Genomic DNA, 26,994 nt, shown 5'->3' on the forward strand with positions numbered 1-26,994 from the left:
GACCCTCACACCAGCCCCGCCATCCGCAGCCGCACCCTCATCGCCGCAATGAACAACCGCACTGCGGGCAATCCCGCGCGCGATGGCTCGAACAGCAGGTGCACCGGCAGCGCGGGCGGCTGCTCGTCGGCCAGCAAGGAAATCAGCCGCCCGGCGTCGACCGCTTCGGCGAGTTGGTAGCTCAGCAGATTGGCGATCCCCAGCCCCGCCTCGGCCGCCGCCAATACGCCGTCGACGGTGTTGAGTACCAGCCGCGGCCGTGGATCGACCCGCCAGCGACCCGATACAAACTGCCACTCGCCCGCCGCGCGCGGCCCCATCGCCGCGATCAGATCATGCCCCGCCAGCTCCGCCACGCTCGCCGGTGCGCCGCGCCGCGCGAGATAGGCGGGGCTCGCGACGAGCATCTGCCGCACCCGGCCGATCCGCACCGCCTTGAGACTGGAATCGACGAGCGGACCGATGCGCACCGCGACGTCGATTCCCTCCTCGACGATTCGGACATTGCGATCGATCAGCATCATCCGCACCGTCAGTTCGCGGTACTGCGCCATCAGATCGCCGACGACGGGCAACACATGCAGCCGCCCGAACATCACCGGCGCGGTCAGGTGCAACTGGCCACGCGGCTCGGCCTCGGCACCGCGCAATTCGCGCTCGGCGCCCGCAAGATCGGCGAGGATGCGCCGCGCCTGCTCCAGAAACGCCGCCCCCGCATCGGTCAGCGCGACCGCGCGCGTCGAACGGTGGAACAGGCTCGTCCCCAGCCGCGCTTCGAGCGCCGCGATTCCCCGCGTCACCGCGGGCGGCGAGCTGCCCAGCTTGCGCGCCGCCGCCGCAAATCCGCCCTCGCTCGCGACAGCGACGAACATTTCCAGTGTCAGCAAACGGTCCATTATTATTCCACTTTACGGAATTAACTCGTTCGATGTTTCCTTATTATCACCATCGGTGCAACGGCCTAAATCCGGTCCGGCGAACGAAGGCCTGCCCCCTCCTCCGGCCTTCGTTCGCTTCCTTTCGCAAGAGGTCCGGCCCGATGGCACAGAATTACCGGCACACGCTTTTCGACGACGCGGTGAAGGCGCAGCAGGAACGCCACGGATCGCGCGCCGCCTATGTCAAAATGGATGCCGGCGCCGACGGCACGCCCGACCGGCTGACCGCCAAGGAGCTGAATTATATCGCGCTGCGCGACAGCTTTTACATGGCGAGCGTCACCGCCGAGGGCTGGCCCTATATGCAGCATCGCGGCGGCCCCGCGGGGTTCCTGCGGCACATCGCAGGTAACCGCATCGGCTTCGCCGACTATCGCGGCAACAAGCAATATATCAGCACCGCCAATTTGATGGGCAACGACCGCGTCTCCCTGTTCCTGATGGATTATCCGAACAAGGACCGGCTCAAGCTCGTCGGCCATGCCCACAGCGTCGAACTCGCCGATGACCCCGCCGCAGTCACCGCGCTGATGCCCGAGGGGTATCGTGCGGCTCCCGAGCGCGCCTTCTTCATCGATGTGATCGGCTGGGAATGGAATTGTTCGCAGCACATAACCCCACGCTTCTCCGAAGCCGAAATTTCCGCCGCGATCCGCCCGATGGCGGACGAACTCAACCAGCTGCGCGCCGAAGTCGCCGCGCTCCACGCCCGCCTTTCAGGAGAAGCATGATGATCCGCCTCTATGGCTCGCCGCTGTCGGGCAACACGCACAAGGTTCGTATGGCGCTCGCTTTCGTCGGCCTGCCATGGGACGAGCAATTGACCGACGCGGCGGCGCGCCAATCCGACGCCTTCGCGGCGCTCACCCCGATGCGCCAGATCCCGGTCTTCGTCGACGGCGCCCTCATCCTGCGCGACAGCCAGGCGATCCTCGCCCTGCTCGCGGCGCGTCATCGCCCCGGCGACTGGGACGGTCACACCCCCGAGGAGCGCGGCGAAATCGCCGTCTGGCTATCGCATGCCGCGAACGAGATCGCCAACGGGCCCGCGACACTTCGCCTTGCACGCAAGTTCGGCACCGCCATCGCCGAAGACCATGCCGCGGCAACCACCGCGCGCATTCTGCCGGTGATCGAGGCGCATCTGGAACGCCACGACTGGCTCGCCGGCCGCCGCCTGACCATCGCCGACCTTGCGGCGAGCCCGTATCTCGCGTTGATGGAGGATGCGGGCATCGCCATCGCCGACTGGCCGGCGATTCACGACTGGACCCGCCGGATCGCCGCACTGCCGGACTTTCCCGTCATGCCGGGCTGGCCGGCCGAAGGAGCTGCATAATGCCTTACGTCAATATCCGCGTCACCCGCGAAGGCGCGACGCCCGAACAGAAAGCCGAACTGATCGGCGGCGTCACCGAGCTGCTTCAGCGCGTGCTGGGCAAAAATCCCGCGACGACCGTGGTGAACATCGACGAGGTCGATTTCGAAAATTGGGGGATCGGCGGGCTGCCCGTCCTCGACTATCGTGCCGCGCAAGCCGCCAAGGAGCCTCCACGATGACCGCCCACAACGCCGCCCCCGCTTTCGCCGCGATCATGCTGCTCACCGGGGTCGGCATCCCGATCCTCGCCGCGCTTAACGGCGGCTTGGGCACCCGGCTCGGCAGCCCGATGGCGGCGTCGATGATCCTGTTCGGTCTCGCCTTCCTCATCGCCACCGCTGGCGCGCTGATGACCGGGTCGATCGGCCAGATCCGTTTCTCGTCGGACATCCCCGCCCAATTCTACTTCGGCGGGCTGTTCGTCGCTTTCTACGTCATCGCGGTGACCTTCATCGCGCCGCGTTTCGGGGTCGGCAACGCGATCTTCTTCGTGCTCGTCGGCCAGTTGGTCAGCGCCGCGACGATCGACCATTTCGGCCTGTTCGGCGCGATGCGCTTTCCCGTCGATGCCAAGCGTATCGCCGGGATCGCGCTGATGGTCGCGGGTGTCTGGCTCGCGCGCCGCACGGGCTGAGCCCACGCCTCACATATGCGCGGTGACTTCGGGCGGATTCCACCAATTATTGCCCGCGCCGTCCATATAGGTGACCGGCAACGCCGCCATCTCGGCCAGCGTCAGGTCATCGAGGCACGCGACGGATACCGAATAATAGGCGCCGCCGATCTCCTCGACATAACCATGGCCGAACGACGACACGCCGCATGTCTTGCAAAACGCATGGTGCGCGCTCCCCGACCCGAACACATATTCCTCCAGCGCGGCAGGATCGGTCAGCAGGCGAAAGGCGTCGGGCTTGATCTGCGCGCTCCAGTTTCTCTTCTTGGTGCAGATCGAGCAATTGCATTTGCCCGTCCCGGCCTCGAGGTCGATGTCGGCCTCGAACTTGACGGCGCCGCAATGGCACGAACCATGATGGGTCTTGAGCATCTGAAAATCCTCCGGTCTGGCGGGCGCCGTCCGCCGGTGCCCCTTACCCGAAGCAGATTAGCGCACCCCCCTGACAGATCATGTCAGGAGGCGGTGTCATATCCATTCTTGCGCCACCAATCGGCCATCAGCACCGCGCGCCGCCGCCCGAAACCCTCGTCGCCGATCCGCGCCGCGCCGATCCGGTCAATACGAAAACTGCGGAAATCCTGCCGCAGCACGCACCAGGCCGCGATGATCTGCTTGTCCTCGAAATAGGCGAGTGCGGCGGGCCAGATCGCGCGTTCGCTCGCGGCGCCTTTGTCGTCGGCATAGTCGATGTGCAATGTCTTTTCCGCGCGCATCGCCTCGCGCACCGTCGCGAGCAAGGGCGCATTGCTCTCGCGCCAGCGGCTGTTCACCGGCCACAGCCCCGACTCATCGATCCGCCGCTTGAGCTCGTCGGGGCTCGCCGCCGCGATCTTCGCCAGCGCCATGCCCGCCGCGCGCGAGAGCGCCCCGTCCTGCCGCCCCTCGACCCACCGCGCGCCGAGCACCAGCGCCTCCAGCTCATCGGCTGTGAACATCAGCGGCGGCAGGAAGAATCCGGGCCGCAGCACATAGCCGACCCCCGCCTCGCCCTCGATCGGCGCGCCGAGCGCGATCAGCGCCTGAATATCGCGATACAGCGTGCGCACCGACACGCCCTGCTCCTCGGCAAGCGCTTCGGCGGTCACCGGCCGCCGGCGCCGGCGCAGGCTGTCGATGATCGCAAACAACCGCCCCGTCTTGTCCACTAACCGCTCCTCATGTCCTGTCAGCGCCGCCGATAGGTCCAGCTGCGCGCCTTCGACCCGTCGATCGCCGAAATCGTCGCGGTCAGCGTATCGCCGGTGCGGACATAGGCAATACGCTGCGGATAATCATGTGCGGCGTTCTCGAAAGTCGCGCTCGCGCCGTCATGCCGCACCATGCGGAACGCCACCGGCGCGCGACCCTGCGGCTGCGCCAGATAGGCGAGCCCGCCGTCGGGTCCCGCCGCGATCCGCAGAAATTCGAACGCGCGCAGCGCGTCGCCGCGCCCCGACCGGCTGTGCCCCAGCATCAGGCCGCCGCGCGGGGCCGTCCAGCTCTCCTCGGTCCAGCGCTCGCCTGTCTCGCTCGTCCACTGCCCCGCCAGCCAGCCCAGGTCGTCGACCGTCGCCGCCGGGCTTGCCGCGACCAGCATCGCCGCCGCGGCCATCGCCAAAAATGCCTTCATATCCGCCTCCTCTTGCACCTCATCTGGCAGAATCGGCGCGCTCCGTCTTGAACCGACACGACAATCATCGTCTAACGCCAGCCATGGACTATCGCGAGACCCCGCCGCCGCCGCATCTCGTCGGGCTGGTCAAGGCGCGCTGGACGCTCGGCGCAGAAGACACCGCGACCGACTGGCTACGGCAGCAGGCGACCCCCGACGGCTGCGTCGAGATCATTCGCCGCATCGATGGCCGGTCGCGCTGGGGCGGCGACCAGCCCGCCAGCTTCGTCGTCGGCCTCGTCGACCACCCGCAGTCCTTCGAGATCAGCGGCGCCGCGGCTTTCGAGGCACTCCGCCTCTGGCCGTGGGCGTGGTCGGCGATCGGCCCTATCCCGCTCGCGGATCTCCATGGTCGATGGGCCGCATGGGACGCGCCCGCCTTCGACCGGATCGAAGCGCAGCTCGCCATTGAACGGGACCTCAAGGCCGTCGGCACCGCCATCCTCGCCGCCCCGACGGTCGCGGCGATGCGCCAGGCCACCGCCATGTCGCCGCGCACGCTCCAGCGCTGGTTCGCGCGCCACGTGGGCTTGTCCCCGCGCGCATGGCTCCGCCTCCGCCGCTTCCAGGCCGCGTTCGAAACCCTTCCCGGCGGGCCGATTCTTGCCAGCCACGCCGCCGCGCAGGGCTATGCCGATCAGGCGCATATGGCGCGCGACTTCCGCGCGCTCGCGGGCGTTCCCGCCACCACCGCGCGCGCCCGCGCCCGCGGCCCCTTCCTCGATTAGGCCGTCTGGCCCGACCCGAAAGTCGGCCGGGCGAGGTCGCGCCTCGCCCGGCCGTCGCCTTTCAAAAGCCGATCGTCACGCCTGCGCACGCCGCTCTTGCCGCGGCGGCTGAAGCCCGACGCGCCGCCCGCGACCGCACCATTGCCCGTCGCCAGCGGCCCGACCCCGCCGGCGCGCTCGCTCGACTATTGGTTCGGCTTCGCCCCTATCTGTTATTCCGGCTTGGTCAGGGCGCCTTGCCTTTGGCAAAATCGTGCACGAACAGTCCGGACTTGCGGCTGTCGAACAGCGCCTGCAGTTCGCACGTCGGGCTCTTCAATTTCTTGCAGTTCGCGCGCGCCGCTTCCTGCGCGCGCTTGGCGGAGTTTTCGGCGGTCGCGCTGTCGTCGCTGCCGTTCATGCGATAGGCCTGGATGAACCCGTTGCCGGTCAGCGCATTGCTTTCGCACGGACGCGCCGTCGCGTCGGCGCACGCCTTGATCGCCGCGGCGGTCGCCTCGTCGGCGCTGCGATAGCCGCTCGCGACATACAGCCTGGCATTATATCCGTCGGCAGCGCCGCCGACGACCCACGCCGAGGCGGCAAAGGCCTTGCGGACCCCGGCGCCGGGGAACCTCCGGTTGGTGCTCGACTTGATCGTCGCGAAAACTTCGCACGGCAGCAATTGCTTGCCCGAACAATCGGCCAGCGACTGCTTGCGCTCGGCACCGCCTTCGCCGGCCCAGCCCTTGTAGAAATATCCGTTGCGGTCGCGGATGATCGTCATCGACGAATTCCACCAGGTGCCCGCCGGCACGCAGCCGTCGCCCATCACCTTGGCGCACGCCGCCAGCGCATTCGCCTCGCCGGGGTTGTTCGAGCCGGTGTAATTGCCGTCGACCCAGACATCGGCGGCGTCGGGGTGCCAGACGAGCGCCGCATGAGCTTCGGACGGCGGCGCGGGCGGTGGCGGCGGGCCGCCGCTGTCGTCGCGTACGCACAGCGGTACCGGGGCGATGCCGATGCCGCCCTGCGTCATCCCGACCACCCGCTCCCCCGGCCCCGCGCCGGGGCAGGCATAGGCCTGCGCCTGCACCGTCGCCGGCCAGAGGCACCAGGTCATTGCGATCAGGAGAATTTGGCAGGTGCGGCGCACGTCGAGGAAACGCGTCATACGAAGGCCCTTTAATATGCTGATATGGTTGACCATAACGCGCTCCGTTCGCTTGGAAAGTGTCCAGGATCACACCGGTACATCGCAAAGGCGCCCCGACCGCTGGCGATGGACAGCACCGCCCCGTCCCGCTACACTGGCACCATCCCCGGGGAGCCGCGTCTGTGATGGCCGGTTGAGAGCGGAATAGACCGCGACCCGTTGAACCTGATCCGGATAATACCGGCGGAGGGAGGGTCGGTATTCCACATCAGGAATCCCCATTCTCGCTCCGATAACCAACGGAGCGACTGCACATGGCCGACATCGATTCCCGCCTCGACAAGAGCGCATCCACCCCCATCGGCGTCACCACCGGACCCATAAGAGGCAGCCGCAAGATCCACGTCGCGACCCAGACCGGCAGCGGCATCCGCGTCGCGATGCGCGAGATCGACCTCGACCCGCATTCGGGCGAGCCCCCCGTCCGCGTCTATGACACCAGCGGCCCCTACACCGACGCCAATGCCACGATCGACATCAACGCCGGCCTCCCCGAAATCCGCAGCCAGTGGATCCGCAATCGCGGCGACGTTCAGGACGTCACGCAGCGCGAAGTAAAGCCCGAGGACAACGGCCAGCTCGGCCCCGACCGCTCGGGCGGCGTCCCCGCCTTCCCCAACGTCCGCCGCCAGGTCCTCCGCGCCAAGCCGGGGCAGAACGTCAGCCAGATGCACTACGCCCGCCGCGGCATCATCACGCCCGAGATGGAATATGTCGCCGAGCGCGAGAATCTCGGCCGCGCGCGCCTGTCCGAATACAAGCGCGACGGCGAAAGCTTCGGCGCCAGCATCCCCGATTATGTCACGCCTGAGTTTGTCCGCGACGAGGTCGCCCGCGGCCGCGCGATCATCCCCAGCAACATCAACCACCCCGAGAGCGAGCCGATGGCGATCGGCCGCAACTTCCTCGTCAAGATCAACGCCAATATCGGCAACAGCGCGGTCGCATCCGACGTCGCGGCCGAGGTCGACAAGATGGTCTGGTCGATCCGCTGGGGCGCCGACACCGTCATGGACCTGTCGACCGGGCGCAACATCCACGACACCCGCGAATGGATCATCCGCAACTCGCCCGTCCCGATCGGCACCGTCCCCATCTATCAGGCGCTCGAAAAGGTCGGCGGCGTCGCCGAGGACCTGACGTGGGAAATCTTCGCCGACACGCTGATCGAGCAGGCCGAACAGGGCGTCGACTATTTCACCATCCACGCCGGCGTCCGCCTGCCCTACGTGCCCCTCGCGGCAAAGCGCATGACCGGCATCGTGTCGCGCGGCGGCAGCATCATGGCGAAATGGTGCCTCGCGCATCACAAGGAAAGCTTCCTCTACGAACGCTTCGACGAGATTACCGAGATCATGAAGGCCTATGACGTCGCCTACAGCCTCGGCGACGGCCTCCGCCCCGGCAGCATTTATGACGCGAACGACGAGGCGCAGTTCGCCGAGCTCTACACGCTGGGCGAGCTCACCAAGCGCGCGTGGGCGCAGGATGTGCAGGTGATGATCGAGGGCCCGGGCCACGTCCCGATGCACAAGATCAAGGAGAATATGGAAAAGCAGCTCGAAGCCTGCGGCGAGGCGCCCTTCTACACCTTGGGGCCGCTCACCACCGACATCGCGCCGGGTTATGACCATATCACCAGCGGCATCGGCGCCGCACAGATCGGCTGGTACGGCACCGCGATGCTTTGCTACGTCACGCCCAAGGAGCATCTCGGCCTGCCCGACCGCGACGATGTGAAGGTCGGCGTCGTCACCTACAAGCTCGCCGCCCACGCCGCCGACCTCGCCAAGGGCCACCCCGCCGCACAGGTCCGCGACGACGCGCTATCGAAAGCGCGCTTCGAATTCCGCTGGCGCGACCAGTTTAACCTGTCGCTCGACCCCGACACGGCCGAGCAATATCACGACCAGACGCTCCCTGCGGAGGGCGCCAAGACCGCGCATTTCTGCAGCATGTGCGGCCCGAAATTCTGCTCGATGAAGATCAGCCAGGAAGTGCGCGAATTTGCGGCAAAGCAGAATCAGCCCGCCGAGAATTTCATCGCCGCCGAGGAAGCCGAAAAGGGCATGGCCGAGATGAGCGAGCTGTTCAAGGAGACGGGGAGCGAGTTGTATATGGGTGCGGGCGGCAGGGAGCACGATTGAAACTTGCTCCCTTAAAATCGGGAGCTAATTCTGCAGCTCCCGATTCACCTTCGCGATTGTAAGGCCTATCTGCTTAGCGTCCAAAACCGGCGAAAAGCTATTTGCTTTAGCTGACGTAAACTGCCCGCCATCCTTCAAAGCCCTGATATAAGACTCATATATAGATCCCAAGAAAATAGTCCAATTGCTTTTGTACTCTGGATTCCTTCGAGCATCTTCCAGTTCCTTAACACACGAATCAATAAGATCTGGAATCTTTGATTTGCTCATCTTTTCCCAACGCTCGACTCTTACTTCAAATCGTGGATCGACGCCAATTGCGCTATCCAGCCATTTAACGCTTTGACGATAGTCTCCTTGGATATGAGCTTCGTCGGAAAGCATCTCAAAGTAAGCGCTCCCAACAGAAGGATGAATGCGAAGCGCGTCCATCGCCCCCACATACTTCGCCCTAACCCTGCTTCTTTCCGGTGAGGACAATCCATCGCTATAAACCCAATGGAGATAGAGTTCAGCAAGTGCTTTTTTGCTGAACACTGTCTCACGAATTTCTGTCCATTGGAGCGCATAACGCTCGGCCTCGACAAAATTTGGATTTCTCGATTTCAGTATACAACGAACCAGCGGCCGGAAAATCCTCTCCATTCGACTCTTTTTTCCAGAATCCAGCCCGAGAGCTACCTTATATTCCTTTGCGGCCTCGTAATATTTTCTCTGATATTCTAGGCTGAATGCCTTCAAGAAAGAGCCCATTGAATGACTTCGATGGTCGGACATCAGAAGAGAAATACAAGCATCGACATCGGTCTGCTTGTTGTTTCTAACCGCGCTTAGCCCAAAGTACCGAATGATTTCGATCCTGGACCCATCCCGGAATTCGTGCCTTCGTTCGAAGGCCTTCTTCAAAAGCTTGTACGCAGGCTCGCGTTGTTTAGCGTGATATAGACGGACTCCAGCTTGGAACCAATGCGACGCAGAAACGAACTTTTGGATTGATGAGGGAACTTCTCCTCCGTCGGCCCAAAGCGCGGCCTGAATTCGCGATTCAATTTTGATAAAATCGTGTTCCTCCGCTTGAAACTCGATGGGCCGAAGCGCAAAATCTCGAATAATGGCTCGACGCCACTCGACGAGGTCGGGCCTAACGATGTGACGGCTTAATCGTCCAGACAGAAATGGAGTCAGCCGATACAATCCGCCAATATCACGCTCAACAAGCCCTAACTCCATCAGCTTACCCAAGACTCCCAATATTGGCTGTTCATCAGATATGACGTGCGACAAATCCTTAGCATCACACGGGCTTACATCATTAAGAAAAAGCAGAACTTTCTGCTCTATGGAATCTTCCTTAAGTTGGTCGAAAGCCCAGCCAACATAGAATGCAATTGATTCCGCTTGGCGTTCCAAGCTTCGATCGATGAAATTCTGAACTTTGCTGAAATCCTGTATTCTAGATATAGATTTAACTAAAGTAACTAGAAATCCAAGATTGCCGCCTGCAGACCGGGCAATCATATTTACGCTTTCTTCAGACCAGCGCTCAGGACTAGAATCGTAGAAGGCGATGAGTTGCTCTGTGTAACTGACCGATTCATCGTCTAGCAATGTCGAGATGCGATCATCGATCATGTACCCCGTACAATTGACTCGACGATCTACAGAAACCGGAAGCTGAGACGTTAAGAACAAGTACGGTCTATTTCTTGGTTCAAGTATAACTATACAATCATCAACCCATTCTGGCAGATCAGCGTTTTCCTCAATTATTTTTTGATGCCTAAATACGACATAATTTCCTGTATCGGCAACTTTCGCTATCGCTGTCGAAACCTCGCTTGGACAATCGAGACTAGGGTCGGAATTTAGATCTTCCAAACGCCGGTAATCCGCTCCCAACGCTTCGCTTTCGATCCTCATAAGAATCTGTTTCGGCAGGGACGCCTCATTTATGTCAATAACTACCGGGCGCCCGTTCGGTGTGAATGACCGGTTAATTTCCTTGATTATAGTCAACCTTCCGACGCCTGGAAATCCACCTAACCAAACGCACGGGTACTGCCTGAATCTATCTTTTCGACTCAGTGCCTTTACGCGATCTACAATTTCGCTTCGTGAAAATTGAGGGTGTTGATCTTCCAGAACTGGATCGGAATACCTTGAAATCAGGTCTATAGCATCGGGTACAGAAATGTTCGGACGAGAAGTCCGAATTGGCAGGAGCGCCCTTAATGCTTCAAAAGCCTCCTTGTCGTCGTCGCGTTGATCAATATCCCAAACAATCGGAGTGTCATCGAGTCTAACTATAAGCGCCTTGATAGAACCCTCTTTGACTAGTTCGGAAGCCTGAAACAGCTCTCTAAGGCAGCCCCTTGCGGATAAAAAATTCTCGGACCAAAACGCGATATAAATCGCGCAGTTGGGCAACTCATTGCGGGAAATTTCTTCCCACATGTCTGCCCCTTCCACGCCATTTTTCGAATATAGATAACACAAATCGGAAGGAAGCTTTTCCCATATCTGCTCAGCAAATCGAACATCTTTGTCAGAAACCGAAAGAAATATCGGAAACATATTAAATCCTTCGACTTGAGCCCTTTGCATGATCTAGCGTGCCGATAATTCTTGGCAACAAGCAATCCATTCGATCGGCCACCGTTCGGTATCTCCGTTTCATCATATACACTCCCACCCATGCGCGCCCGAAACCCCCTCTACGTCATGGCCAAGCCGCCGCCGGAGGTGCAGGCGCAGATCGCCGCGCTGCCGCTTGGGCGATCCTTCGCGCGGCCCCCATCTCCTCCATGTCACGCTCATCTCGCTCTACGACCTCCACTATGCGCCGCCCGAGTGGCTGCCCGCGACCATCGCCGCGCTCGACGGCTTCGCAGCAGCGCCCTTCCCGCTCGCCTTCGACCGGATCGAAAACCGCAAGGCGGTGACGCTGCGCACCCGCGAGCCGCTGGCCGAGGCGCGGGCGTTCCAGAAGGCGCTGGTGAACCATCTGCTGCGCGAGAAGGCGCCGATCATGGACGGCACCACCCCCGAACCGCACATCCCCAAAATACGTCAGGCGCCAACTATCGCGGCGACCGGCTGGGCAGTGAGACTTTGGGCAAGAAAATGCCGCCGATCGGCTGGACGGTCGACGAAATCATCCTGATGGAAAGCATCGTCGGCAAGACCACCCATGTCGAACACGGCCGCTGGCCGCTGTGCGCGGGCGCTTCCTGACGGGGTGACGATTAAAGGAACGTCAGCAATCGGTCGCAAGCCGGTCATCGGCCTCGTCGGCGCCGTCCGCGCCATCCGATCCTATTTCGCACACCCCCGCCCCGAACCCCCTTTCCTAAATTATCGCGCCATGGTTCATCCTGCCGGATGAAGCAGGAAAAAATCCCCCCTCGCCCCGCCGCCGGCCGCGCGAAACAGCGCGCCGCGATTCCCGATTATGTCCCCGTGCCGTTGCGCCGGCGCCACGACGGGTGGACCCCCGACCGCCAGCTCGATTTCATCGAGGCGCTGGCCGAGACCGCCTGCGTGACGCAGGCGGCAAAGCTCGTCGGCATGTCGCCCTCCTCCGCCTATCGCCTGCGCGCCAACCCCGATGCGCAGGCCTTCCGCCTCGCGTGGGATGCCGCGCTCGACGTCGGCGTGCGGCGACTGGGCGACGCGGTGCTGGCGCGCGCGGTGCATGGCGTGTCGCGCCCGATCTTCTATCAGGGCGAACAGGTCGGCGAGCGCATCTATTATCCCGAGCGGCTCGCGATGTGGATCCTGCGCCTGCGCGATCCCGAACGCTTCGGCGCGTGGCGCGAGACGCCGCAGCGCCCGGACGCGCATTACGACGGCCCCGCGCTCTGGTTCACGCGCATGCTGCTCCAGCTGCAGGATATGCTGCTCGCCGCCGGCCGCGACGGCATCCCCGGCATCCCCGACCCGGCCGAGATGGCGAAAGCTCTCGGCCTCGACCCCGCCGTCTTCGCGCCCCCCGAAACCGGCGCGTCCGAAACCGGCATGCCCGAAACCGGCACAGGGCGCGCCGCGCCCGACGCGAAACCGGGCGGCAGGTATGATGATACCGGAGGGGAGCGTGAACTTTGAGACGTTCCGCGGGCCGGGCCTGCCACGCCGTTTTCGGCAGACAAGAGAACCGCAAGGCGGCGATGCTGCGCACGCGCGAGCCGCTGGCCGCTCCGCGCCGCCTGACCCAACGGAACTCCCACCCCTCTCAGGACTTTACATAATGCGTGGGGCAAAAACAAAGCATGCCCATGCCCGCTTGGCGCGGCACGCGATCCTGAATGGAGTGATGTCGATGAACAAGCTGATGATCCTTCCCCTTGCCGCCGTTACCGCGCTCGCGGCCGGCTGCGCCTCGGGCGGCCTGTATGGCGGTGTCGGTGCCGGCGCCAGCAGCGGGCGCTATGACGATGGCGGCTATGGTTATTACGACCAGAATACGTACAGCCAGTACGGCAATTACGACTATGACCGCCCCGACCCGCGCCACGGCGGCTATTATGCCGACAACTACTACCGCACCGACCGCCGCTACAAGGAACGCCGCCTCGCGAACAACGACCGCGTCTATCGCGGCCGCGACAATAAATATTATTGCCGCCGCAACGACGGGTCGACCGGGCTGATCGTCGGCGGGATCGTCGGCGGCATCGCGGGCAATGTCATCGCCCCCGGCAAGTCGGAGACGCTCGGCACAATCCTCGGCGCCGTCGGCGGTGCGGTCGCCGGACGCGCGATCGAACGCAGCGGCAATAACAACGACGTGCGCTGCCGTTAACGCCTGACCGGATAAGGGTCGCCAGCCCGCGCGGTTGGCGGCCCTTTCCTTGTCCGCCTTCGGTGATAGACTGCCCGCATGTCGCACCCATTGAACATCGTCCACTGCACCGGCCCGCAGGATGCCCACGCGTTCGACGGCATTTCGCGGCGCCACCGCAGCGGCGATCTCGACCTGCGCTGCCCGGTCTGCAGCGGCCACGGCCAGTGGAACAGCCAGATCGACCTGATCAGCCACCGCTCGATCCGCGTCCCCTGCCCCAAATGCGACGGGCGCGGGTGGATCGAGACCGGCGCCGACATGGTCCCCAGCCACGACATCGCGCTGTCGCCGGGCGGCCACCCGATGTGGGTGGTGCGGCTCGATCCCTCCGACGATGTGGAATGAGCCCGGCGCCGGGTCGACTCGCGTCCGCGTCCCCGATAGGCTGACCGCACGTGCCGCTATGGGAGAGTGACGATGCGTGGACAGACCTGGCTGATGGCGGGCGCGTTGCTGGCGATTGCGGGTTGCGGCAAGGCCGAGGCGCCAGCAGCGCCCGAAAAATCGGTGCTCGCCGATGGGCCCACCGCCGAGATCAGCGAAATCGCTGAAGCCGACCTGCCGCGGGGCGTCCGCGACGCCGTGCTCGCCAAAATCCCCGGCATGAAAATTGCCGAGACCGAGCGCAAGGAACGCGGCGGCAGGATCTTCTACGACGTCGAGGGGACGCGCCCCGACGGCAGCCCGGTCGAGCTCGATCTGATCGAGGAAGCAGGCACATATCGCGTCGTCGAGATGCAGCGCGATATCGCCTGGGCCGACGCCCCCGCGCCGGTAAAGGCGGTCGCCGCCGCCGCCCCCGACGCCTTCACCCCCGCGCGCGTCATCGAAAGCACGCAGGAGGACGGCACGATCGTCTATGAACTCTTCGCGCCCGGCAAAGCCGACGAGCCCGCCGCCGAAGTGAACTGGAAGGACGGCAAGGCGGTGCTGCGCACGACCCGCAACGAATATTGACGCCGATGACCGACACCGCCCCCACCGGCCCCGATACGGGCGCCACCTTCTACCACGGCACCCGCGCCGACCTGAAAACCGGCGACCTGCTTGGCGTCGGCTGGGGCAGCAATTATCAGGCCAACCCGATGTCGTGGATCTATTTCTCCGCTGCGCTCGAGTCGGCGATCTGGGGCTGCGAGTTGGCGGCGGGAGAGGGCCGCGAGCGGATCTATATCGTTCAGCCGACCGGCGACTGGTTCGACGATCCCAACCTCACCGACAAGAAATTCCCCGGCAACCCGACGCGCAGCTATCGAAGCCAGTCGCCGCTGCGCATCGTCGGCGAGATCGAAAACTGGGAGCCACACGCACCCGAAATACTCCAGGCGATGAAGGATAGTCTGGCCCGGCTGAAGGCCGAGGGCGCGCCGATCATCGATTGATATCCGGCGGCGGGCATAACGCGACGCTCTGCGAACGCTGGTCGATCAGCATCGCGAAATGCTGCAGCGCGTGGGCACCGACGAGCAGTTCGGGATATTTTTCCGACACGCGCACCTCGACGTCGGACAGGCGCGCCGCGCCGATGACAAAGGGGCCGGCGACCGTCGCGCGCCCGGTATCGATCGTCGAATTGGTCAGCCGCCCCGCACCCGCTGCGGTCACCGGGCCGCCCGACACACGATCGAACAGCGCCTTGGGTAGCACGAAGGCGACATTGGCACCGGTATCGAGATTGCCCTCGGCAATCACGCCGGCGATCGACACGGCGACGCGAAACGCACGGTCATAGCCAAGCACGCCGGCCTCGCCGCGCGCCAGCGCGCGGGTGCGGGTAAAGCTCAGCGTCCGCGACGGGTAATCGATGACGAGCAGACCATCGGCAAAAAATTCGCGCCCGATAATTCCCGCGAACTTCGCCTCGGGCGCCGCACGGCTGCTGTAATCGCGGGTGATGACCGACAGGTCGCGGCGGATGAAGCCGCCAAGGTCGAGCGAGGCGAAGCGGGTCATGTCGACCTTTGCCGTCGCGATACCGTCCGACGTCGACCCCGTCAGTTCGACCGGAAGGCCGAGCTCTTTGGTCAGGCTCGCATCGGCGCGGCCCATGCCGCTCGCTCCGGTGTCGACCGCAAAGGCGAAAGGGCCCTCGCCATTGACGCGCGCCTCGACATAGATACGCCCGTCGACGACGCGGAAGGGCACGCTGAGCAGCGCGTCGGCGCGCGCCTCGCGCACCAGCGCGCAGACCTCGGGCGCCGCCGCCTGCACGGATGCCGGCGCCAGTCCCGCCGCCGCCCATATGATTGCTCCGCGCCATCGGCTCATTGTTCGATTCCCGATCCTGCCCTAGTGAATTATTGCACTAATACACCTCATTGATTTAAGGTCAATCGCGCCCGATCGCGGCGATCTTCATCCTGGGAACCCCGATGCTTACAACCCTCCTCGCCATCGCCGCCGCAGCGCCATCCCCCGCCGCATCGCCCGCCGACCTCGCGGCGATCGAGGCGACCTGCTTCGATTATGTCGACGGCCAGCTCGAAGGCGATCCCGAACGCGTCAGGCGCGCGCTCCACCCCGACCTCGCCAAGCGCCGCGTCCTCGGCGACACGCCCGACGAGCGCCTCGGCCTGCAACGGATGAGCCGCGAAGAGCTGGTCGATCTGACCAAACGCGGCGCGCTCAAGACCCCGCGCGCAGCTTGGAACCGGTCGTGCAAGATCCTCGACGTCGCGGGCAATGCCGCCGCGGTCCGCGTCGAAACCCCATGGTTCGTCGACTATTTCCACATGGGCAAATTCGGCGAGCGCTGGATCATCGTCAACGCGCTCTGGCACATGAAACCGCGCGAGGCCTTGAAGTGAAGATCGCGCTCGCGCTCGCCGCCGCGCTGCTGTTGGCCGCGCAAGCTCCCGACCCGCGCCGCCCTGCACCGACGCTCGACAGCGTGGCGCCCGATCTGCCCGCGCTCACCCGCCCGGCGGTGCTCATCGTCAGCAAGACCAACGGTTATCGCCACGACAGCATCGCAGAGGCGGTGCCCGCGATAGAAGCGCTCGTGAAAGCGCGCGGCTGGAGCAGCTTCGCGACCGAAAACGCCGCGGTGTTCAACCCCGAAAGCCTCGCGAAGTTCGACGTCATCGTCTTCGCCAACGCCAGCGGCGACATCTATACGCCCGACCAGCGCGCGGCCTTTCAGGCGTGGATCGCCCGCGGCGGCGGCTTCGTCGGCCTCCACAGCGCGGGCGACGGCAGCCACCCCGACTGGTTCGTAAAGATGCGCGGCAACGGCAATTTCACCGGCCACCCCGGCGGCAGCGACCAGTTCCAGACCGCGAACCTCATCCTCACCGACCGCAGCCATCCGGCGACGCGCCACCTGCCCGCGATCTGGCCGTGGACCGACGAATATTATAGTTGGGACGCAGCCCCCACCGCCAACGCCCATATCCTTGCGCGCCTCGACGAAACGAACATGCGGCTCGAACCAAAGCTGCGAATGGGCGAACACGCCCTCATCTGGTGGCGCTGCGAAGGCCGCGCGCGCATCTTCTACTCGGCGCTCGGCCACAAGGCCGAAGCATGGTCCGACCGCGTGCATCTGAAGATGCTGGACGGCGCAATCGGCTGGGCGGCGCGCAAGGAAGGGGCGGGCTGCGACTAGGCTCAGCCCTTCTTCGGGCGCGCCGGCTTCTCCAGATTCGCCGCGACCGCGGCGCGGACCAGCGCCTTGAACGCCGCCTCGTCGATCTTGTCACCCTCGAACAGGTCGATCGCGCGCCGCACGTTGCCGTCGAGGCTCGAATTGAACAGCTGTGCCGGATCGGCGAGCGCCGCACCCTTGGCAAAGGTCAGCTTGACCTTGTCCTTATAGGTCTCCCCGGTGCACAATATCCCCGCATGTTCCCACACCGGCACCCCCGCCGGGTTCGAGGGTTTCTGCCACTTCACCGTCTCCTCGACTTGCGCATCGGCATCGTGGATCAGCGCGCGCAGCTTCGCCAGCGTCGCCCCGCGCCAGTCGCCCAGCCCCGCAATCTTTGCATCGACCAGATCCGCCGCCATATTCCTCGTCTCCATCACATCTTCTCACCCGGCAGCGCCGCCGCCTGTTTCACCCAGTCGGCGAATTGCGCTTCGTCGACCGGCGCATCGTCATGGATATGGAAATAGCGCGTGTCGCCGCTCTTCGACGCGACCGGCGGCACCGGGGCCAGCGACTGGCCGCGAAAGAAGGCGACCTTGATATATTTGTCGAAGCAATGGATGCTCAGGAACCAGTGCGTCGGCTCCTCGCCCTGCCCCGGCGGACCATAGAGCGGCGAGTTCCATTTGACCGCCTTCGCAACCCCGGGAACGACCTTTTCGATCAGCGCGTCGAGTCGGCGCCACACGCCCGACTTCCATCCCGGCATCGCCGCGATATAGGCCTGCACCGGCGCATCGCCATAGCCCTTTGCGATTTGCGGATTACCGCCCGACAGCAGGACGACCTTCTTATCGGCCATGGAATCGCGCTCCTTCTTTCGCCGGCAAAAGAACGCGATAGCCACATTGAGTCAAGCTAGCCCGCAATCTCCGCGGTCGCGGCGCGCTCGATCGCCGGGCGCCAGTGGCGCTGTACCGGCAGCAGGAAAATCTCGGCCAGCGCCCGCTCGATCTCGTCAGCGGTCAGGTAGCGCCGGTCGATGCGTCCGTCGGCCAGCCGCGTCGTCAGCCGGTTGTCGCGCAGGCCATAGCGCGCCTCGGCGGTCGTGCGCGCGGCGATCAGCTGATGCCGGAAATGCGAGTCCGGATGTGCCGAGGTGTACCAATTGCCGATCTCGTAATCGATCGCGGGGGGCGACACCGGATCGAGGCGGTAAAGCGTCCGCCATTCGCCGTCGATCAGCGCCGCAACCTGCCATTCGGCGCCATGCCGGATGACGCGATAGCTTTCATGTCGCGTCGGCTGTGCGTCTTCGACGTCCATCACCAGCGGTTGCGGCGGCACCGCCGCGCCAAAGCCGACGTCGGCGAGCCATGGCCGTCCGCCCAGCATCACGCGCACCACCATATGCGTACGCGGCGTTTCCGGCGCATCGTCGGGCAGCATCCAGCGCACGCGGCCGAGCAGCCCCTCGGCCTCGAACCCGATCGCGCGCAAAGCGCGGAGGAACAGGCTGTTCTGCTCAAAACAATAGCCCCCGCGCCGCCCGCCGATCAGCTTGGCGTCGATGGCCTCGGCGCCGATATCGATCCCGGCGCCGGTCAGCGCGTCGATCGCCTCGAACGGGATCGCCGCAATATGCGCGGCCTGAAGCGCCGCCAGCGTCTCAAGCGTCGGCGCGGCCGACCCGGCAAAGCCGATCCGTGCCAGATAGCGCGGCAGGAAGGCCGGGGCAGGTGCTTCAGTAACCGAATCGTCGGGACTGGAAGGCGTGGCGGCCGGATAGTGCAACATGACAAAAGCTCCATTTGCGAATCATCTGCCGCCCTTATGAAAGCTCAACCACAGTTGAGATCAAGCGCGTATATGCGGGCCTGGGACTTCGCAAAACACCATCCCATCCTGCCGCTCGGCAACGCCCCCGGCCTCGCGAGCGCCGAAACCCTGACGTGTCACAGCCCCGCAGCTCCATTACCGGCGGATTCGGTCAGATTCGACTCGCGAGCCTGAAAAGAACATAATGGGAACATTGGTCCGATTCGGAGGAAGGACGATGGACCCGATGTTTCGCTATTTCCTGGGGTTTCAGGTGAACACCGCGCGCGCCGGCTGGCTGGCGCGCCAGTTGCCGCCCGTTTCCGGCGACCTGTTCGCGGGGCTGAAACCGCAGCTTTATCATCTGACGCTCTGCACGATCGCCGAAACGATGAAGCCGCAACCCTTCCTGCCCGGCCAGGTCGCCCGGGCCTTCAAAGCGGGCCTTCCGGCGGCGAGCCCGATATCTTTTGGGCGCATCGTCTCGCGCGGCGCCGGAGCCGAGCTGATCACCGCCGGCAGCCTCGCGGCGATCCGCCAGACCTATGAAGCAATCGTCGCCCGCCTCGCGGCCGAGGAAATCGAGCCGATGCACCGCAAGTCCGGCCTCCGTCCGCACGTCACCCTCGGCTATGGGACATGCGAATTCGATCCCGTCCCGGTCGCATGGAACTGGACCCCGCGCCACCTCGTGCTCATCGAAAGCCATATCGGCCACCGGCGGCACCGCTTGCTGCAAAGCTGGACATTGGCGCCACCGGCGCAGAGCAGCTTCGACTTCATGGCCGACGAACTGCCCGCGCCGATGCTCCGGGCAGCCTAAGCTTCCAGATTATGCTCCAATGTGATTTCACAGTTCAGCAGCTTCGACACCGGGCAATTCTTCTCCGCCTCTTCGGCGATCCTGGCGAATTCGTCGGCCGAAATTCCGGGCACCTTGCCGGTCAGCGTCAGCGCCGACTTGGTGATCTGAAAGCCGCCATCGACCTGGTCAAGCGTCACCGCGGCGCTCGTCTCGAGCGTGTCGCCCGAATAGCCCGCGCGTGCGAGCCCGAACGACAGCGCCATCGTGAAGCAGGCCGCATGCGCCGCAGCGATCAGCTCCTCGGGATTGGTCCCCGGCAGGCCTTCGAAACGCGTCCCGAATCCATAGGGCTGCTTGTCGAGCACCCCCGACTTGGTCGTGATCGACCCCTTTCCTTCCTTGCCGAAACCTTCGTAGCGGGCGGATGCGCGATTGACGGTCATGGTGTATCTCCTTGGTTGGTTCGGGGAGTAAGCGGAAAAGCGGCCCAGGACTCGAAGCCTCAGGCGGAGACCAGCTTACGCCGCGCACCGACGCGCTTCCACGCCTTTTCATGGAAGAAGAATGCGACGGCATTGATACACGGCTCGATGATCGCGATCCCGCCCGCGAGCGCGACCGATCCGGTCATCGCATAAGCGACGCTGAACCCGATCGTCAGGTGGATCGTGAGGTAAGTGAAGGTCTTGATCATGTCGGTGGACATGGCGCATTCTCCGATGGACGAAGCGCCAAGTTAAGAATGATTCGCAACAACTGCCAGAAGGATGTTCAGGTCAGTCTGATCGATTTTCCCGCAAGACCCCAGCCCGGTCGAGATCGCGACCAAGCCGCCCGGTCAGCCACAGCCCCCACATTTTGAAATCGGCGGCGAGGCTCCACAGCGGATAGGTAAAGGTCGCCGGCCGGTTCTTCTCGACCCCGAAATGCGCGACCCACGCAAAGAAATAGCCCGCCAGCGGCAGCGCGATCAGCCAAGCCCACCGCCCGCTGAGCACCGCGCCAATCGCAATCAACACGACCAGGCTCGTCCCGGCATAATGCAAAGCCCGCGTCGACGCCTTGCTATGCTCGCGCAGGTAAAAGGGCCAGAATTCGGCGAAACTGGTGTAGAGCCGGGGCATGGACAGAGGATGATGCGATCGCGGCATGCGGTCAATATTTTCCGCATCCATCCCCATCCTGTCATGATAGGATGGCGGCCGGGCAGAGGGGGAATATTCATGAAAAAATCGACGCGGGCACTGGTCGGGCTGGTCTTGCTCGATGCGATCGTCATCACCGGCGCCTGGTGGATGATCGGCCGGACGCAAAGCGGCGCGTGGAATTCGAACGATCCGGCGGGCACCATCTCGATGGTGACGACGACCGCAGGGATGATGGTCGGGGTGATCTCTGCCGTCCTGCTGCTCGCCTTTTTCATGCACCGCCGCGCGGGGAATTAGGAACAGGTCTCCAGAAAAACTGCAGCCCTCCCGCCGGGGTCGCTACGGCGGAAGGGCTGGTACCGGAGCAGCGTGGTGGGCCGTCCCGATGCCCCGCTTATGCCGCGCACCGTCGCGCCCGGCCGTGATCGCCATCACTCGCCCGAAAAAATTCTCCGAATGCAAAAAACGCCCGCTACCCGCGCTTGATCCGCACCAGCGCACTATCGAGCGCTTGCAGAAATTGCGAACGATCGGCCTTTGAAAAAGGCGGCGGGCCGCCGATCTGATCGCCCCCGGCGCGCAGGTCGGCCATGATCGCACGCGTCGCGATCGCCGGGCCGATCGACGCCATGGTGAAAGGCCTGCCATTCGGGCCGAGCACCGTCGCCCCCGCCTTCAATGCGCGGTCGGCCAGCAGGATGTCGGCGGTAATCACGACGCTCCGCGCATGCGCCGCTTCGGCGATCCAGTCGTCGGCGGCATCGAAGCCGTCGGACACGACGATCCGTTCGATCAGCGGATGCTCGGGCACGCGCAGCCGGCTGTTGCTGACGACCTTCACCGCCACTTCGTGCCGCCAGGCGACACGGTAAATCTCGTCCTTCACCGGACAGGCGTCGGCATCGACCAGGATCTGGATAGCGTCGGACATCAGCGAAAGCGGTCAGCCGACCTCGACGCCTTTCCAGAAGGCGATGCGATCCCTGATCGCCGCCGCCGCATCCTTGGGGTCGGGGTAATACCAGGCGGCGTCCGCGTTCACCTGCCCATCGACCGTGACATGGTGGTAATGCGCGATCCCCTTCCACGGGCACAGGCTGGTCGTCGCGCTGTCCGACAGCACGCCCGCGCTGACCGCACTGCGCGGAAAATAGGGATTGCCCTCGACCATGACGATATCGTCGCTGTCGGCGATCACCGCGCCATTCCATCGTGCCTGAACCATGATCGCCTCCTGATCGTATCGCGCGCGCTTATTTCTTCATATTGTCCAGCCCGGCGACGACGCCGGTCTTGGTGCTCGGGTTGCTCGCATTCTGCTTCTTGGGCTTTTCAGCCTTGGGCTTGCGGACTTCGCGGCTCGATTTCTTCTGGCTTTTGGCCATGGTCTTTACCTTGAAAGGGGACGGACGCCTGTGCCCGTCGGCCGCCAGTCTAGGCGCTTTACCCCGCCACGTCGCCTGTTATCCGGCCAAGCCGTCCCACAGCAGCTTCGCGCCAAGCAGCACCATCAGGACATAGATCAGCACATAGAAACGCTCGGGGTTCATCCGCTTCATCCAGCGCACGGTGAGCAAGGTGGAAACGATCGCGAGCGGCATCAGCAGCAGCGCCGCGACGACAACCTCGTGCGGAAAGGCACCGAGCGCGAGATAAGCGGGCACCTTCATCCAGTTGATGAGCGCGAAGAGAACCGAACTCGTCCCGATGAAGACGAGGTGCGGCAGGCGGCGCGGCGTGACCCACATCTGGAATGGCGGGCCGCCCGCGTGCGCGATCTGGCTGGTCAATCCGGTCAGCGCGCCAAAGATCGTGCCGACCCAGCCCGGCGACTGCGACGCCGCGACGATCCGCCCGCCGCGCTCGACCCACAGCCGATAAAGGCCAAAGGCGAGCGTGATCGCGCCGAGCGCCGCCATCAGCTGCGCCTCATTCACCCGCTCGGCATAATACCAGCCGGCGGCGATGCCGACCGCTGCGCCGGGCAACATCCAGCCGATGATCCAGCCGTCCCACGTCTTGCGGAACGACCAGACGCTGATGACATCCTGCACGATCAGGATGGGGAGCAGCAACGCCGCGGCGGTCGCGGGCGGCAGCACCAGCGCCGCAAGCGGCGTCGCCAGCGCACCCACGCCCGCCAGACCGCCTTTCGCCATGCCGAGCAACACCACCGCGACGATCAGAATCGCCAGCGTCGCCGGATCGGCCAGAATGGTCATGCGAGGACAAGCCCGGGATTGTCGGGAAGCCGCCAGTCGATCGCACCGCGCCCGTGCGCCTCGAGAAACGCATTCGCCTGACTGAACGGCCGCGACCCGAAAAAGCCGTTATGCGCCGACAGCGGAGAGGGGTGCGGCGCGCGCAGGATCAGGTGCGGACTGCCCGCCCCCAGCCCCGCGACATTCGCCGCCTTCTTCTGCGCATGGCTGCCCCACAGGATGAAGACCTTGGGCGAAGGATCGGCGGCGACGGCCGCGACCACCGCATCGGTGAATTTCTCCCACCCCTTGCCCTGATGCGACGCCGCCTGCCCCGCCTCGACCGTCAGGCAATTGTTGAGCAGCAGCACACCCTGCTTGGCCCAATGTTCGAGATATCCGTGCGACGCACGGGCGATGCCGAGGTCGCTTTGCATTTCCTTGTAGATGTTGACGAGGCTGGGCGGGGTGCGAACCCCCGGCTGGACCGAAAAGCACAATCCATGCGCCTGCCCCGGCCCGTGATACGGATCCTGCCCGAGGATCACGACGCGTACGTCCTGCGGCGGCGTCGCGTCGAGCGCGGCGAACCATTCGCGCGGGCGCGGATAGATCGCCTTGCCCTTGTCGCGTTCGCCCGCAAGGAATGTCTTGAGCGCCGCCATATAAGGCTGCTCGAACTCGCCGCCGACGCGCGCGAGCCACTCGGGATGCAGTTTGACCTCGGACATGCCCGCGCTTCACCAGAGGAGCGCGGGCTTGTCCAGAGGCTTACAGACTGCCCCGCACGCCCAGGAAGAAACGGCGTCCCAGATAGTCATATTGCGTCCCGAACGCGGGCGCCTGACCGATCACCGGCGGCGTCGCGGTGACGACGGTCGACACGCGCGGCGGCGGGGTGTCGAACAGGTTAGCGACCCCGAAGGTGATGCGGAACCGCTCGGCGACGTCGCGGCTCAGCGACAGCGAATGATAGAAGGTCGCAGGCACGCTGACGTCGGGGCAGAAGCGCCCGCCGGGGCGATAGCTCGACGTGCGGCACGCGTCGCCGCCCTGTGCGCGGAGCAGATCCTTCCTGTTCGACGCGGCCCCGGTGACGTCGAGGCCATAGAATAAAGTCCACCCGCTTTTGGTCCAGCCGAGGTTGAAATCGCCGACCCACTTCGGATTGCCGATCTTGCCATTGTCATCGACCTCGGTGCCGGGAAAGAGCGCGACCTTGTCCTTCACCTGCCAGGTCATCTGGCCGCGGAAAGCGAGCGCGCCGAGATTGCCGAGATCCTGATCGATCGCGAACGACAGATCGACGCCGCGGTTTCGCTGGCGGCTGATGTTGACATAACGGTCGGTCACGGTCCCGACGCTCCGCGCATCCGGCCCCGCGGCCACGCGTGTGAAAAGACCGCATAGCGGCTCGTCGGCGGCATCGGAGTCATAACAGCCGCGCAAGATGTTGCCTGCGCCGAGCAGGGTGATTTCGTCCTTCACCTCGATGTCGAAATAATCGACCGCGAGCTGCGTTTTGAGCCCGCCCCACAGCGCTCCCGACAGATCGGGGGTCAGGATGACCGACACCGTCTTCGCAGTCGAGGTTTCGGGTTTGAGCTGGCCGATACCGCCGCCCGACACGATCGTCGCCGGGCCGATGCCGCCCGCGAAATTCGGGCCGATGCCGTCGGCGGCGCAATTGTCGAAAATGCGCTGGCTGATCGCGCCGGTCGCGAGCCGCGCCGCGGTCTGGATGCACGGATCGATCGCCGGCTGGCCCAGAAAGCCCGTCTGATTCTCGAGGAACAGTTCGAACAGCGCGGGCGCGCGGAACGAGGTGCCCCAGGTGCCGCGGAAGCGCAGCCAGTCGGTGACCGCCCAGTCGGCGCCGACCTTCCACGTCGTGTCGCTGAACTTGTCCTGCACCCCGTCGCGGCGCGTGGCCTCGACATGGGTATAGCGCACCGCGCCCGACAGCGTCAGCCGCTCGATCATCGGTACGCCTTCGAGCAATGGCACCTCGACCTCGCCAAACAGCTCCTTCGCCACGGTGCGGCCCGCGGTGATGCCCGAGGTCGTGAAATTGGCCACATTGCCCGCCAGCGTCGCCGCGCCCGGCGTGTCGTTGATTTCGTCGCGGCGGATGTTCGCACCGAACGCGACCCCGACCTGCCCCGCCGGCAGGGCGAACAGCTTGCCGGTCAGCAGCGCCTCGGCCGACGTCTGCTTGAACAAAGTCCGGCCCGTCTCGCGGCCCGTCAGAAATGCGCGCTCGGCGGGCGTGAAATCGCCGCGCAGCACGCGCGGGTCGGTAAAATCCATATCCATGCACGGCACGCCGCGGATCGCCGTGACCGTGCCCACGCACGAACGCGTGCGCAGCGTCTGCGACGCCAGCGCATCCTGATAGATGACATCCTGCGTATAGCTGGCGTCCGAGCGGCTGTGCTGACCGCTTACATCCCATTTCCACCCGCCACCGATCTCGCCGCGCAGTCCGAGCACGCCGCGATAATAATCAACGTCGGCCTCGCTTTGCGACTTCACCAGCACGCGCGGGCGCAGGATGATGTTGCCGCCGAACTCGGCGTTGAACGGGTCGCCCATGTCATTGGGATCGCAATTATACGCCGTCGGATCGCAGAGAAAAAAGGGCAGCATCGACGCGCCGGTAAATTGCTCGAGCGTCATCGACTGGAACCCGTTGTTCTTCGACTTGCGGTTGCTGAACAGGAACTCGCCATAAGCGGTGATGTCGTCGGTCACGTCATAAGCGGCATCGAGGAAGGCGCTGACGCGGCTGACGCCCGAAAACACGTCCGAATCCTGTTCGACCGGTTCGAACCGGTTGAGCGCACCGTTCGACGGTCCGTTGAAATCGACCCCGAAGAAATTGGCCGGGCCGAACACGCCGATCGGGTTATACGCGTTGAGCGGGATGCCGACGGCCGCAAGCTCGGACCCATATTGGCCGGCAAAGATCGGCTGCCCGTTCGGCGCGATCAGCCCGGGGCCAAAGGTTGGAAAGCCGTTCTGGTCGACCCCCGAAAAATCGGAGAAGACGATCGCATTGCCAAGCGTGCTGTAGCACGCCGGCCGTCCCGTCCTGAAATCGACGATGTCGGCCCGACTGCCGTCGGCCTCGCGCTTCAGATATTCTTCGGAACAGAAGAGGAAACCGCGGTCGCGGCGCGTGAGATTCTGCTGGCGGAACGTGTCGACGGTCGCAAAAATATGCCCGCGGTCGAATTTTTTGCCAAAGCTCGCGTCAACGCCATAGCTTTCGCCGCCGCCATGTTCGGTGATCGACGAAAAGCCGCCGCCTTCGAAACCGTCCAGATCGTTGCGGGTCAGGATGTTGACCACGCCCGCGACGGCGTCCGAACCGTAAATCGACGACGCGCCGGTCTTGAGTATTTCGACCTGGCGCACCACCGACAGCGGCAGCACATTGAGGTCGAAGGGCGCGACCGACCCGCGGATCCCCGCCGGCCCCGCGCGCCGCCCGTTGATCAGCACCAATGTCCGCTCGGCACCGAGCCCGCGCAGCGACACCGTCTGCACATCATTGCCGCCGTTGGCGACGAAGCGGTTCGAAATCGCCGAGGTGACCTGGATCGATCCTTGCGCCGCCGGGGTCGATTGCAGGATGTCGGCCAGCTGGACCTGCCCCTGCAGCTTCGCATTTTCGGGGTCGATGACCTGGATCGGGTCGGCGCTGGTAAACTCGCTCTTCGCGATGCGCGAGCCGGTGACGACGATTTCGTCGCCGCTCTGCGCCGCTGCCGGCGATGCCGCCAGTGCGATCACCGAGGCCGTCGCGGCCAGAAACACCGAGGGATTGGTGCCCATTTTCATAATCTTCGTCCGATTTCTAAAAGTT

General features: G+C 64.2%; 35 protein-coding genes and 1 riboswitch. Of the genes, 16 read left to right on the forward strand and 19 right to left on the reverse strand.

The window, feature by feature from the left end; all coding sequences use genetic code 11:
- Positions 1–5 precede the first annotated feature (5 nt).
- Positions 6–896 carry a LysR family transcriptional regulator gene (locus AC3A43_RS18985; protein ID WP_487794122.1) on the reverse strand — a complete coding sequence of 297 codons (891 nt, stop codon included), beginning with the start codon at positions 894–896 and terminating at the stop codon, positions 6–8.
- 143 nt (positions 897–1,039) lie between these two features.
- Between AC3A43_RS18985 and AC3A43_RS18990 the strand changes: the two genes are divergently transcribed.
- Genes AC3A43_RS18990 through AC3A43_RS19005 form a run of 4 tightly spaced genes read left to right on the forward strand, consistent with a single transcriptional unit; the run spans position 1,040 to position 2,953 of the window.
- Positions 1,040–1,669, forward strand: a complete 630-nt coding sequence (locus AC3A43_RS18990) for a pyridoxamine 5'-phosphate oxidase family protein (RefSeq protein ID WP_487794123.1) — start codon at positions 1,040–1,042, stop codon at positions 1,667–1,669.
- Positions 1,666–2,277 carry a glutathione S-transferase family protein gene (locus tag AC3A43_RS18995; protein ID WP_487794124.1) on the forward strand — a complete coding sequence of 204 codons (612 nt, stop codon included), beginning with the start codon at positions 1,666–1,668 and terminating at the stop codon, positions 2,275–2,277. Before AC3A43_RS18990 ends, AC3A43_RS18995 begins: the two co-directional genes overlap by 4 nt.
- Entirely contained in the window at positions 2,277–2,498 is a 222-nt protein-coding gene (locus AC3A43_RS19000) for a tautomerase family protein (RefSeq protein ID WP_487794125.1), read from the forward strand. The genes AC3A43_RS18995 and AC3A43_RS19000 overlap by 1 nt, the downstream gene beginning before the upstream one ends.
- The gene (locus tag AC3A43_RS19005; RefSeq protein WP_487794126.1) at positions 2,495–2,953 is read left to right on the forward strand and encodes a DMT family transporter; all 459 of its coding nucleotides are present in this window, start codon (positions 2,495–2,497) and stop codon (positions 2,951–2,953) included. Before AC3A43_RS19000 ends, AC3A43_RS19005 begins: the two co-directional genes overlap by 4 nt.
- A 9-nt stretch (positions 2,954–2,962) precedes the next feature.
- Here the strand turns inward: AC3A43_RS19005 and AC3A43_RS19010 are convergent, their stop codons facing one another.
- From AC3A43_RS19010 to AC3A43_RS19020, 3 genes are all read right to left on the reverse strand, one after another.
- Entirely contained in the window at positions 2,963–3,367 is a 405-nt protein-coding gene (locus AC3A43_RS19010) for a GFA family protein (RefSeq protein WP_487794127.1), read from the reverse strand.
- Positions 3,368–3,450: 83 nt separating this feature from the next.
- Positions 3,451–4,143 carry a helix-turn-helix transcriptional regulator gene (locus AC3A43_RS19015; RefSeq protein ID WP_487794128.1) on the reverse strand — a complete coding sequence of 231 codons (693 nt, stop codon included), beginning with the start codon at positions 4,141–4,143 and terminating at the stop codon, positions 3,451–3,453.
- Positions 4,144–4,163: 20 nt separating this feature from the next.
- Positions 4,164–4,607 (reverse strand): DUF6265 family protein, encoded by a 444-nt coding sequence (locus tag AC3A43_RS19020; protein ID WP_487794129.1) that lies wholly within the window; start codon positions 4,605–4,607, stop codon positions 4,164–4,166.
- 83 nt (positions 4,608–4,690) lie between these two features.
- On the opposite strand from AC3A43_RS19020, the gene AC3A43_RS19025 reads away from it, so the two are divergent.
- Positions 4,691–5,377 carry an AraC family transcriptional regulator gene (locus tag AC3A43_RS19025; RefSeq protein ID WP_487794130.1) on the forward strand — a complete coding sequence of 229 codons (687 nt, stop codon included), beginning with the start codon at positions 4,691–4,693 and terminating at the stop codon, positions 5,375–5,377.
- 226 nt (positions 5,378–5,603) lie between these two features.
- On the opposite strand, the gene AC3A43_RS19030 is transcribed toward AC3A43_RS19025, so the two are convergent.
- A complete protein-coding gene (locus AC3A43_RS19030) occupies positions 5,604–6,566 on the reverse strand; it encodes a hypothetical protein (protein ID WP_487794131.1) in 963 nt (320 codons plus the stop codon).
- Positions 6,567–6,669: 103 nt separating this feature from the next.
- Positions 6,670–6,781: riboswitch (TPP riboswitch) on the forward strand.
- 45 nt (positions 6,782–6,826) lie between these two features.
- Between AC3A43_RS19030 and thiC the strand changes: the two genes are divergently transcribed.
- Positions 6,827–8,719 (forward strand): phosphomethylpyrimidine synthase ThiC, encoded by a 1,893-nt coding sequence (thiC, locus tag AC3A43_RS19035; protein WP_487794132.1) that lies wholly within the window; start codon positions 6,827–6,829, stop codon positions 8,717–8,719.
- Between the two features lie 24 nt (positions 8,720–8,743).
- On the opposite strand, the gene AC3A43_RS19040 is transcribed toward thiC, so the two are convergent.
- Positions 8,744–11,293 (reverse strand): TIR domain-containing protein, encoded by a 2,550-nt coding sequence (locus AC3A43_RS19040; protein WP_487794133.1) that lies wholly within the window; start codon positions 11,291–11,293, stop codon positions 8,744–8,746.
- Positions 11,294–11,489: 196 nt separating this feature from the next.
- On the opposite strand from AC3A43_RS19040, the gene AC3A43_RS19045 reads away from it, so the two are divergent.
- The 6 genes from AC3A43_RS19045 to arr all read left to right on the forward strand — a co-directional run bounded on the left by AC3A43_RS19045 (position 11,490) and on the right by arr (position 14,944).
- Positions 11,490–11,882, forward strand: coding sequence for a 2'-5' RNA ligase family protein (locus AC3A43_RS19045; RefSeq protein ID WP_487794134.1), 393 nt, complete (start codon positions 11,490–11,492; stop codon positions 11,880–11,882).
- A 218-nt stretch (positions 11,883–12,100) separates the two neighbouring features.
- The gene (locus AC3A43_RS19050) at positions 12,101–12,823 is read left to right on the forward strand and encodes a hypothetical protein (protein WP_487794135.1); all 723 of its coding nucleotides are present in this window, start codon (positions 12,101–12,103) and stop codon (positions 12,821–12,823) included.
- 214 nt (positions 12,824–13,037) lie between these two features.
- Positions 13,038–13,520: a glycine zipper 2TM domain-containing protein gene (locus AC3A43_RS19055; protein ID WP_487794136.1), complete on the forward strand. Its 483-nt coding sequence runs from the start codon at positions 13,038–13,040 to the stop codon at positions 13,518–13,520.
- Between the two features lie 78 nt (positions 13,521–13,598).
- Entirely contained in the window at positions 13,599–13,907 is a 309-nt protein-coding gene (locus tag AC3A43_RS19060) for a hypothetical protein (RefSeq protein WP_487794137.1), read from the forward strand.
- A 72-nt stretch (positions 13,908–13,979) separates the two neighbouring features.
- Positions 13,980–14,519: a PepSY domain-containing protein gene (locus tag AC3A43_RS19065; RefSeq protein ID WP_487794138.1), complete on the forward strand. Its 540-nt coding sequence runs from the start codon at positions 13,980–13,982 to the stop codon at positions 14,517–14,519.
- A gap of 5 nt (positions 14,520–14,524) precedes the next feature.
- Entirely contained in the window at positions 14,525–14,944 is a 420-nt protein-coding gene (gene arr / locus AC3A43_RS19070; RefSeq protein WP_487794139.1) for an NAD(+)--rifampin ADP-ribosyltransferase, read from the forward strand.
- Here arr and AC3A43_RS19075 read toward each other — a convergent pair.
- Positions 14,934–15,830: an aspartyl protease family protein gene (locus AC3A43_RS19075; protein ID WP_487794140.1), complete on the reverse strand. Its 897-nt coding sequence runs from the start codon at positions 15,828–15,830 to the stop codon at positions 14,934–14,936. The genes arr and AC3A43_RS19075 overlap by 11 nt on opposite strands.
- A 104-nt stretch (positions 15,831–15,934) precedes the next feature.
- Between AC3A43_RS19075 and AC3A43_RS19080 the strand changes: the two genes are divergently transcribed.
- Together AC3A43_RS19080 and AC3A43_RS19085 are read left to right on the forward strand one after the other, a co-directional pair.
- Complete coding sequence (locus tag AC3A43_RS19080) at positions 15,935–16,369, forward strand: nuclear transport factor 2 family protein (RefSeq protein ID WP_487794141.1); 435 nt, start codon at positions 15,935–15,937, stop codon at positions 16,367–16,369.
- The gene (locus AC3A43_RS19085) at positions 16,366–17,169 is read left to right on the forward strand and encodes a ThuA domain-containing protein (protein ID WP_487794142.1); all 804 of its coding nucleotides are present in this window, start codon (positions 16,366–16,368) and stop codon (positions 17,167–17,169) included. Before AC3A43_RS19080 ends, AC3A43_RS19085 begins: the two co-directional genes overlap by 4 nt.
- Before the next feature lie 2 nt (positions 17,170–17,171).
- On the opposite strand, the gene AC3A43_RS19090 is transcribed toward AC3A43_RS19085, so the two are convergent.
- The 3 genes from AC3A43_RS19090 to AC3A43_RS19100 are packed head-to-tail and all read right to left on the reverse strand — an operon-like array spanning position 17,172 to position 18,948.
- Positions 17,172–17,570 carry a DUF1801 domain-containing protein gene (locus AC3A43_RS19090; RefSeq protein WP_487794143.1) on the reverse strand — a complete coding sequence of 133 codons (399 nt, stop codon included), beginning with the start codon at positions 17,568–17,570 and terminating at the stop codon, positions 17,172–17,174.
- Between the two features lie 14 nt (positions 17,571–17,584).
- Complete coding sequence (locus AC3A43_RS19095) at positions 17,585–18,013, reverse strand: DUF1801 domain-containing protein (RefSeq protein ID WP_487794144.1); 429 nt, start codon at positions 18,011–18,013, stop codon at positions 17,585–17,587.
- 56 nt (positions 18,014–18,069) lie between these two features.
- Positions 18,070–18,948, reverse strand: coding sequence for an arylamine N-acetyltransferase family protein (locus AC3A43_RS19100; protein ID WP_487794145.1), 879 nt, complete (start codon positions 18,946–18,948; stop codon positions 18,070–18,072).
- Between the two features lie 259 nt (positions 18,949–19,207).
- On the opposite strand from AC3A43_RS19100, the gene AC3A43_RS19105 reads away from it, so the two are divergent.
- Positions 19,208–19,792 carry a hypothetical protein gene (locus AC3A43_RS19105; protein ID WP_487794146.1) on the forward strand — a complete coding sequence of 195 codons (585 nt, stop codon included), beginning with the start codon at positions 19,208–19,210 and terminating at the stop codon, positions 19,790–19,792.
- Here AC3A43_RS19105 and AC3A43_RS19110 read toward each other — a convergent pair.
- From AC3A43_RS19110 to AC3A43_RS19120, 3 genes are all read right to left on the reverse strand, one after another.
- Positions 19,789–20,217: an OsmC family protein gene (locus AC3A43_RS19110; protein WP_487794147.1), complete on the reverse strand. Its 429-nt coding sequence runs from the start codon at positions 20,215–20,217 to the stop codon at positions 19,789–19,791. The genes AC3A43_RS19105 and AC3A43_RS19110 overlap by 4 nt on opposite strands.
- Positions 20,218–20,276: 59 nt before the next feature.
- The gene (locus AC3A43_RS19115; protein ID WP_487794148.1) at positions 20,277–20,480 is read right to left on the reverse strand and encodes a DUF2061 domain-containing protein; all 204 of its coding nucleotides are present in this window, start codon (positions 20,478–20,480) and stop codon (positions 20,277–20,279) included.
- Between the two features lie 70 nt (positions 20,481–20,550).
- A complete protein-coding gene (locus AC3A43_RS19120) occupies positions 20,551–20,898 on the reverse strand; it encodes an Mpo1-like protein (protein ID WP_487794149.1) in 348 nt (115 codons plus the stop codon).
- A 99-nt stretch (positions 20,899–20,997) separates the two neighbouring features.
- On the opposite strand from AC3A43_RS19120, the gene AC3A43_RS19125 reads away from it, so the two are divergent.
- On the forward strand, positions 20,998–21,219 hold the full coding sequence (locus tag AC3A43_RS19125) for a hypothetical protein (RefSeq protein ID WP_487794150.1): 222 nt from the start codon (positions 20,998–21,000) through the stop codon (positions 21,217–21,219).
- Between the two features lie 175 nt (positions 21,220–21,394).
- Here the strand turns inward: AC3A43_RS19125 and AC3A43_RS19130 are convergent, their stop codons facing one another.
- The 6 genes from AC3A43_RS19130 to AC3A43_RS19155 form a co-directional block, all read right to left on the reverse strand.
- The gene (locus AC3A43_RS19130) at positions 21,395–21,853 is read right to left on the reverse strand and encodes a YaiI/YqxD family protein (protein WP_487794151.1); all 459 of its coding nucleotides are present in this window, start codon (positions 21,851–21,853) and stop codon (positions 21,395–21,397) included.
- A gap of 12 nt (positions 21,854–21,865) precedes the next feature.
- Positions 21,866–22,147 carry a DUF427 domain-containing protein gene (locus tag AC3A43_RS19135; protein WP_487794152.1) on the reverse strand — a complete coding sequence of 94 codons (282 nt, stop codon included), beginning with the start codon at positions 22,145–22,147 and terminating at the stop codon, positions 21,866–21,868.
- 28 nt (positions 22,148–22,175) lie between these two features.
- Positions 22,176–22,307 (reverse strand): hypothetical protein, encoded by a 132-nt coding sequence (locus AC3A43_RS19140; protein ID WP_487794153.1) that lies wholly within the window; start codon positions 22,305–22,307, stop codon positions 22,176–22,178.
- A 78-nt stretch (positions 22,308–22,385) separates the two neighbouring features.
- Positions 22,386–23,144, reverse strand: a complete 759-nt coding sequence (locus tag AC3A43_RS19145; RefSeq protein WP_487794154.1) for a sulfite exporter TauE/SafE family protein — start codon at positions 23,142–23,144, stop codon at positions 22,386–22,388.
- Positions 23,141–23,854 carry a uracil-DNA glycosylase gene (gene ung / locus AC3A43_RS19150; RefSeq protein WP_487794155.1) on the reverse strand — a complete coding sequence of 238 codons (714 nt, stop codon included), beginning with the start codon at positions 23,852–23,854 and terminating at the stop codon, positions 23,141–23,143. Before ung ends, AC3A43_RS19145 begins: the two co-directional genes overlap by 4 nt.
- A 40-nt stretch (positions 23,855–23,894) precedes the next feature.
- Positions 23,895–26,963: a TonB-dependent receptor domain-containing protein gene (locus AC3A43_RS19155; protein ID WP_487794156.1), complete on the reverse strand. Its 3,069-nt coding sequence runs from the start codon at positions 26,961–26,963 to the stop codon at positions 23,895–23,897.
- Positions 26,964–26,994: the final 31 nt, after the last annotated feature.

It is taken from the genome of Sphingopyxis sp. Soil_C_28 (assembly GCF_057657055.1).